This is a genomic window from Mesorhizobium sp. M7A.F.Ca.US.006.04.2.1, from assembly GCF_004022915.1.
GTDB classification, from domain to species: domain Bacteria; phylum Pseudomonadota; class Alphaproteobacteria; order Rhizobiales; family Rhizobiaceae; genus Mesorhizobium; species Mesorhizobium ciceri.
This window is the reverse complement of record NZ_RZQA01000252.1, coordinates 1-7476: the sequence shown is the minus strand read 5'-3', so window position 1 is coordinate 7476 and position 7476 is coordinate 1. Positions and strand designations below refer to the sequence as shown.

Below are 7476 nucleotides of genomic sequence, written 5' to 3'. Positions count from 1 at the left end.
GCCTCGGCCGCCCTGTTCTTGGCTTCCCATTCGGCTTCGATGTCGCCAGGAGATCGGTAGGCCTCCATGATGCCGGCAAGCCCGCCGGAGATCATGCGGCTGAAGAAGCCGCCGATTTCCGGATCGGCATGTTCGAGGAAGGCGTCATGGCGCAGCGCCACGTCGCGCGTCGGTGCTTCGTAGCCGGCCGAGCACATGACGAAATTGGCGATCGCCTTGACGAACAGCTCGTTCCAGGACGGATCGTTTTGTCCTTGAGCAGTCCGCTCGTTGATCTTGAGCAGCACCTCGGCCTCGGCGCGCGTGATGGCGATGTTGCCGTCGCCGCCATGGGCATGGAGGATCCGGCGCAAAAGCTCGACCTCCGCCTGCGCGACGAGGCCCGGAGCCAGCACGCCGCCGAGCATCAGCGGCCCCTTGCCGTCAATGACGGCATGCGCCACCTGCTCCAGCGCATACACACAAAGCTGGGCCGGCGACGATTTCGCCTGTTCCAGCACATGCACCAGCAATTCGAGTTCGGTCCGGCTGTCGACCATGCCGTCGCGCGAGATCGTGCGGATCAGCCAGTCGGCATTGTCCTGCGAGATATAGCCCGACGGCTTTTCCTGGTGGACGATATAGTCGGTGACCGCCTCAATGAAGAAGGGCGGCCATTCCTGGCATTTGTCCTTCGCCGTGGCATCGAGCGCGAACAGCGCCTCGGCCTCGCCACGCGTCACGACGCCGTCGCCGAACACTTCATGGCGCAACATCGCCACGTCCTCCGCGGCGATGCGGCTTTTCGAGGTCAGCCCGGCCACCGGCGCGCTCATGATCAATTCGCCCATTTGTCGTCCCCGTCCGCCGTCGCCAAGCGCCGGCCCGATAGCGTCATACAAGCCAACATATCAGCAGTGTCTTGAAAAACCGGCAAACGGCGTGGTTAGTGAAGACTTGTCGCCAACGCATGTCGCCTGACAGCGTGCCGCGGTTTGAAGAACGACATGCACGCGCTTTAGATGTTGCTGACAGGTGACAAGCCGTCGCGCGCAAGCTATGGATGGCGCGTCGAGGACTCAGGGTCTTGAGTCCTACCTGTTTGCGGGAGAGAACAGCGAGAGCTGTCGCCGAAGGGGAAATCGCCCGAAATCTCTCAGGCAAAAGAACCGTAGACGGGAAAGACACTCTGGAAAGTCGGGGCTTGCCCCCGCGCCGAAGGTGTAAGCGCCGCTGACAGAGTTCCGGCTGCGCGAGTCTCTCAGGCTTCAGACAGAGGGGCACGGACTGGTCGCCATTCGCGACCGATTGCGTGCGACTCTGGAGACGACATGACGGGCGACGACACAAAACACCTTCCCCTTGAAGATATCCATATGGCCGCCGGTGCGCGCTTCGGCGCCTTTGCCGGCTGGTCGATGCCGCTGACCTATCCGGCCGGCGTCATGAAGGAACACCTTCACACCCGCGAGCAGGCCGGCCTGTTCGACATCTCGCATATGAAGCTGTTCGAGGTCAGCGGACCGGAAGCGGCGGCACTGCTCAACCGTGCCTGCCCACTGGATGCCGGCGCGCTCGAAATCTCGCAATCCAAACTGTCCTTTTTCCTCAACGAAGCAGGCGGCATCCTCGACGACCTGATCGTCACCAGGCTTGGCGATGCCAGGTTCATGGTGGTCGCCAATGCCGGCAACGCCGTAGGCGACGAAAAGCATTTGCGTGCACTTGCCGCGGATTTCGACGCCAGGATCGAGCCGCTCGACCGCGTCTTCCTGGCCATCCAGGGTCCTGAAGCCTGGGCCGCCCTTTCCCGCGCCGGCATCGAGACCGGCTCGCTGCTGTTCATGCATGGGGTCGAACCGCGCAAGAACTGGTTCATGAGCCGGTCGGGCTATACCGGCGAGGACGGGTTCGAGATCGGCTTGCCGGAGGCCGATGCACGCGACCTCGTCGCGAAGCTGCTCGGAGACGAGCGCGTGCTGTGGATCGGCCTGGCCGCGCGCGACAGCCTGCGCCTGGAGGCCGGTCTCTGCCTGCATGGCCAGGACATCACACCGGAAACCGACCCGGCCAGCGCCGCCTTGATGTGGGCAATCCCAAAGGACATCCGCGCTTCCGGCACTTTCATCGGCGCCGATGCGCTCCGCGCCGCGGTGGAACGAGGACCCGCGCAAAAGCGCGTCGGTTTGAAGCCGGAAGGCCGCCAACCGGTGCGTGGCGGTGCCGCGCTCTTCGACGCCGACGGCAACCCGGCCGGCCATGTCACGTCGGGCGGCTTCGGCCCCTCGGCCGGCCATCCGGTCGCCATGGGCTATGTCTCGACACCTCTGGCAAAGCCCGGAATTCGGGTTTTCGCCGATGTGCGCGGCACGAAAATCCCAGTCGATATCAGCTCCCTGCCCTTCACACCGCATCGCTACCGAAAAGGATGATCTCAATGGCAACAACCTATTTCACATCAGATCACGAGTGGCTCCGCGTCGAGGGCGGCATCGCCACGGTCGGCATCACTGATTACGCGCAGGAGCAGCTCGGCGACCTCGTCTTCGTCGAACTGCCGGAGACGGGAAAGAAATTGACCAAGGGCGACACCGCCGTCGTGGTCGAATCCGTCAAGGCGGCGTCCGATGTCTATGCACCAGTCGACGGCGAGATCACCGAGGCCAACGGCACGCTGTCGTCGGATCCGTCACTGGTCAATTCGGCCGCAACAGGGGCCGGCTGGCTGTGGAAGATGAAGCTTGCCGACGAAAGCCAGCTCGCCGGTCTCATGGATGAGGCCGCCTACAAAGCCCATATCGGTTGATATCAGGACTTATTGAGATGACCGCAGCACCCTACCCCTTCTCGGCCCGCCATATCGGTCCCGGCCTCAACGATACCAGAGCCATGCTGGCCGCCATCGGCGTGCCCTCGATCGAGACGCTGATCAGCCAGTCCGTCCCGAAGTCGATCCGGCTCGATCGGCCGCTTGCCCTGCCGGCACCAGCGAGCGAGGCGGAAGCGCTGGCTGAGCTTTCGGCTGTCATGGCCGGGAATACGGTGCTGAAGAGCTTCATCGGCGCCGGTTATCACGGCGTCCATGTGCCGCCGGTTATCCAGCGCAATCTGTTCGAGAACCCGGCCTGGTATACGGCCTACACGCCCTATCAGGCCGAGATCAGCCAGGGCCGGTTGGAAATGCTGTTCAACTTCCAGACCCTGGTCACCGAACTGACCGGCCTGCCGGTGGCATCGGCGTCGCTGCTGGATGAAGCAACCGCCGTGGCCGAGGCGGTCGGCATTGCGCTGCGCCATCACCGCGACAAGCGCACCAAGGTAGCACTTGCCGGCACGCCGCACCCGCAGACGCTGGACGTGGTGCGCACCCGCGCCGAGCCGCTCGGCATCGAGATCGATGGCGAGACGATCGACGACAACACCGCCGCCCTGCTTGTCTCCTGGCCGGATACATTTGGCGTCTATGGCGACCACAAGGCAGCGATCGACAAGGCACACGCGACCGGCGCCCTCGTCGTCTTCATCGCCGACCCGCTCGGCCTGACGCTGACCGACGCGCCGGCCAAGCTTGGCGCCGACATCGCCGTCGGCCCGATGCAGCGCTTTGGCGTGCCGATGGGCTTTGGCGGCCCGCACGCGGCCTATTGCGCCGTCTCCGACAGGCTGACGCGGCTGATGCCTGGCCGCCTGGTCGGCCAGTCCACCGACAGCAAGGGCCGGCCCGGATACCGGCTTGCCTTGCAGACGCGTGAACAGCATATCCGCCGCGACAAGGCGACCTCCAACATCTGCACCGCGCAGGCGCTGCTCGCCAATATGGCGACCGCCTATGCCATCTGGCACGGCCCCGCCGGGCTGCAGGCGATTGCCGGGCGCATCCACACGTTGGCCAATCGTCTTGCCGCCGGGCTCAAAGCAGCAAACATCTCCGTGCTCGGGTCAAGCCGCTTCGACACGGTGACGGCCGAGGTGAAGGGCAAGGCAGCTTCGATCGCCGCCGCCGCTGAAAAGGGCGGCAGATTGCTGCGTGCCGTCGATGCCGACCACATCGGCATCGCCTTCGACGAAACCTCCACCGAGGCCGATCTCGACGCAATCGCGGCCCTGTTCGGCGCCAAGGCTGGTGCCTCCGCCGACAGCACGGTGCCCGGCAAGCCGCGCGGCAAGGAGTTCCTGACCCAGCCTGTTTTCCACGAAAACAAGTCGGAAACCGAGATGATGCGCTTCCTGCGCCGGCTGGCCGACAAGGACCTGGCGCTCGACCGCGCCATGATCCCGCTGGGATCCTGCACCATGAAGCTCAACGCCGCCGCCGAGATGATGCCGGTGAGCTGGCCGAGCATTGCCAATCTGCACCCTTTCGCCCCGGCCGCGCACTCGGCAGGCTACCGTGCCATGATCGGCGAGCTGGAGGGCTGGCTGTCGGAGATCACCGGCTTCGACGCCGTCACCTTGCAGCCCAATGCCGGCAGCCAGGGCGAATATGCCGGACTGCTCGCCATCCGCGGCTATCACCGCTCGCGCGGCGACAACCACCGCACCGTCTGCCTGATCCCCTCCTCGGCGCATGGCACCAATCCCGCGAGCGCGGCGATGGCCGGCATGAGCGTCGTCGTCGTGCGCTGCACCGAAGACGGCAACATCGACATGGACGACATGAAGGCCAAGGCGACTGAGCATGCGCAAAATCTCGCAGCGCTGATGTTCACCTATCCCTCGACGCATGGCGTGTTCGAGGAAGGCGCACGCGATCTCTGCGCGCTGATCCATGAGCATGGCGGCCAGGTCTATTTCGACGGTGCCAACCTCAACGCGCTGGTCGGGCTTGCCCGTCCCGGCGACATCGGCGCCGATGTCTGCCACATGAACCTGCACAAGACCTTCTGCATTCCGCATGGCGGCGGCGGACCCGGCATCGGGCCGATCGGCGTCAAGGCGCATTTGAAGCCGTATTTGCCCGGCCATGTCACCGAAGGCTCGGCGCACGCCGTCTCCGCCGCCCCCTTCGGCAGCGCCTCGATCCTGCCGATCACCTGGATGTATATCCGCATGATGGGCGCCTCGGGCCTGAAGCAGGCGACCGAAACGGCGATCCTTTCCGCCAACTACATCGCGACGCGGCTCAGTGCGCATTTCCCGGTGCTCTACAAGGGCAGGCAGGGACGCGTCGCGCATGAATGCATCCTCGACACCCGTGTGCTCAAGGAGAGTGCAGGCATCAGTGTCGACGATGTCGCCAAGCGGCTGATCGATTATGGTTTTCACGCGCCGACCATGTCGTTCCCGGTCGCCGGCACGCTGATGGTGGAGCCGACCGAGTCCGAGCCCAAGCGGGAAATCGATCGCTTCTGCGAGGCCATGATCGCCATATCGGCAGAGGCAGCAAAAGTCGCCAGGGGCGAATGGCCTTTGGCCGACAATCCGCTGGTCAACGCGCCGCACACCGCCGCCGAGGCGCTGGCCGGCCAGTGGAACCATCCCTACTCGCGCCTGGAAGCGGCCTATCCGGCCGGCGACGCCGACACGGCAGCCAAGTACTGGCCTCCGGTGTCACGCATCGACAATGTCGCCGGCGACCGCAACCTGGTCTGCTCGTGCCCGCCGCTGTCCGACTATCTGGGGGCCGCGGAGTAATTTACGCTGAGCGCAAGGCCGGCTTGATCGGCTCGGCCTTGCCCATCCTCTTGCGGCTGATGACGCAATTTCGTCCGGCGCGTTTGGCGGCATAGAGCGCCGCGTCTGCCTCGGTGAGCACGTTGTCGAGGCTGCTGCCGCTTGCCTCGCCAAAGCCGATGCCGCCGCTGACCGTGCTGCGCAATTTGCCGAGCTGGGTGGGGACGATTTCGGCGCCGAAAGCCACGCCGATCTTGCTGGCGAGATCGTAGGCCTTTTCGTCCGTCATCCGCGACATGACGACTGCGAACTCCTCGCCGCCAAGGCGAAAAGCGTCGACGCCGGGCCGGGCATATTTCTTGATGACGGCGGCAAAACGGCACAAGACCTGATCTCCAACCGGGTGACCGTAGACATCGTTCGTCCGCTTGAAGTGGTCTAGGTCGAACATGACGATGGACATGAATGGACCGAAACTCCGCTCGCCGTAAAGCGACGTCAATGCCCGGCGGTTCAGCAACCCTGTCAGCGGGTCGGTCATGGTCTCGGCCTTGAGCTCGATCTGCGCCTGCAGATGATGGAGGGAGAGCGTCAATGCTCCGAGCCCGGTCATGCAGGCCACCGCCACGACGGAATTCAATCGTTCGGCCCAATTGTCGGGCGCAACCGCGAGCGTCCATTGCCCCTTGGTCAGCAGAACCACGCCGCAAAGCGCAAACGACATCGCGCAGGTGCCGCTCAGAAACGAAACCACCAGCAGGATGCGGCGATCGTGACTGCCGTTGATCCAGAACATGGCGCCGATCGCCGACAGCAGCGCCGTCACCGTGGTGTAGGTGATGATGAAGCCAACGCCGTCAAAGCCAAGGAAAGTGACAGCGGCACAGATAGTCATGGCGGCAAGCGCCGGTGCAACGGCGCGCCTGTAGCCGGGCACGCCGAGATATTGCATGGCCGACAAGCAGAGGATCAGGAACCCCAGGCTGAGCAGCGCAAGCACGATCTGGCAAAGCAGCGGATCGGGGTCCTTGGTGTACCGCCAGAACAGGATCACATGCGCGACGAGCACCAGAATTCCGCACGCCACCGTCAGCACGAAACCTGCCTTGGGCGCGGTGAACCAGATCGCAAACATGGTGACGCTGAGGCATATGCCCGACAGCGCGGCTGCGAGCAGGAGCGAACTGAAGTCCAGCATATCGGGCAAGGGCCTCTCGAGCGTCGGCGGTTGCGCTGCATTCTAGGTCAGCGGCTGCCCCCAGATACGGGTTTTCAGGCGATCCATCGATGCAACCTGCAGATAGGGTTTACAAAGCGTCGATGGCACGTGTCCCGAAACCGGACCATTGGACGCGAGATCAACCCTTGTTCAGGAGAGCGAGGTTGGCGTTGACGACGGTGGGATCGGCCATGCCGGCCTTCGCTTCGAGCAGCAGCGCCTTGGCCTTCTTGCGATTGCCGCGCAGCAGTTGCGAATAACCCATATTGTTGACGATCTGCGGCCTGCGACCGGCGACTTTCAGAAGCTGGCCGTAGGCACGGTCGGCGAAGTCGAAGCGGCCGAGTTCATCATAGGAAGCCGCGAGCCCCATCCAGGCCTCCGCATTGTCGGCCTTCAACTCGACGGCCTTGCGGAAGTGCTTTTCGGCGAGGCCGTAATTGGCGTCGCGAAACTGCGCCTTGCCTTGCGCCAGATCGGAGGTTTCGGTGTCTTTAGCCGCCGGTTGGATGGCGGTGGTCTTGGTGGTGTCGACGCCACTCGTCGAACAGCCAGACATCATCAAGACGGCCGCCATCGTGGCCATTGCCGGGAAATTATTGTGACGCATGCCCCTGCCTCATCGCCCGATTTGCCGGGTCGTTCTTCAGGAAACACAATATATC

At 64.0% G+C, this 7476-nt stretch carries 6 protein-coding genes and 1 riboswitch; of the genes, 3 read left to right on the top strand and 3 right to left on the bottom strand.

Features of this window, described 5'->3' with window-relative positions; translation table 11 throughout:
- Positions 1-830 (bottom strand): hypothetical protein (locus tag EN925_RS15500; RefSeq protein WP_128336674.1); only part of this gene is annotated, 830 nt, incomplete at its 3' end.
- Positions 831-1074: 244 nt separating this feature from the next.
- A riboswitch (glycine riboswitch) is annotated at positions 1075-1161 on the top strand.
- 149 nt (positions 1162-1310) lie between these two features.
- Between EN925_RS15500 and gcvT the strand changes: the two genes are divergently transcribed.
- The 3 genes from gcvT to gcvP are packed head-to-tail and all read left to right on the top strand — an operon-like array spanning position 1311 to position 5613.
- Positions 1311-2411: a glycine cleavage system aminomethyltransferase GcvT gene (gene gcvT, locus EN925_RS15495; RefSeq protein WP_127385474.1), complete on the top strand. Its 1101-nt coding sequence runs from the start codon at positions 1311-1313 to the stop codon at positions 2409-2411.
- A 5-nt stretch (positions 2412-2416) separates the two neighbouring features.
- Positions 2417-2785, top strand: a complete 369-nt coding sequence (gcvH, locus tag EN925_RS15490) for a glycine cleavage system protein GcvH (RefSeq protein WP_013531953.1) — start codon at positions 2417-2419, stop codon at positions 2783-2785.
- A gap of 17 nt (positions 2786-2802) precedes the next feature.
- Positions 2803-5613 (top strand): aminomethyl-transferring glycine dehydrogenase, encoded by a 2811-nt coding sequence (gcvP, locus tag EN925_RS15485; RefSeq protein ID WP_127385472.1) that lies wholly within the window; start codon positions 2803-2805, stop codon positions 5611-5613.
- A gap of 1 nt (position 5614) precedes the next feature.
- Here gcvP and EN925_RS15480 read toward each other — a convergent pair whose 3' ends face one another.
- Positions 5615-6790 (bottom strand): GGDEF domain-containing protein, encoded by a 1176-nt coding sequence (locus EN925_RS15480; RefSeq protein ID WP_127368775.1) that lies wholly within the window; start codon positions 6788-6790, stop codon positions 5615-5617.
- A gap of 160 nt (positions 6791-6950) precedes the next feature.
- Positions 6951-7421: a hypothetical protein gene (locus EN925_RS15475; RefSeq protein WP_013531956.1), complete on the bottom strand. Its 471-nt coding sequence runs from the start codon at positions 7419-7421 to the stop codon at positions 6951-6953.
- Between the last annotated feature and the right edge of the window lie 55 nt (positions 7422-7476).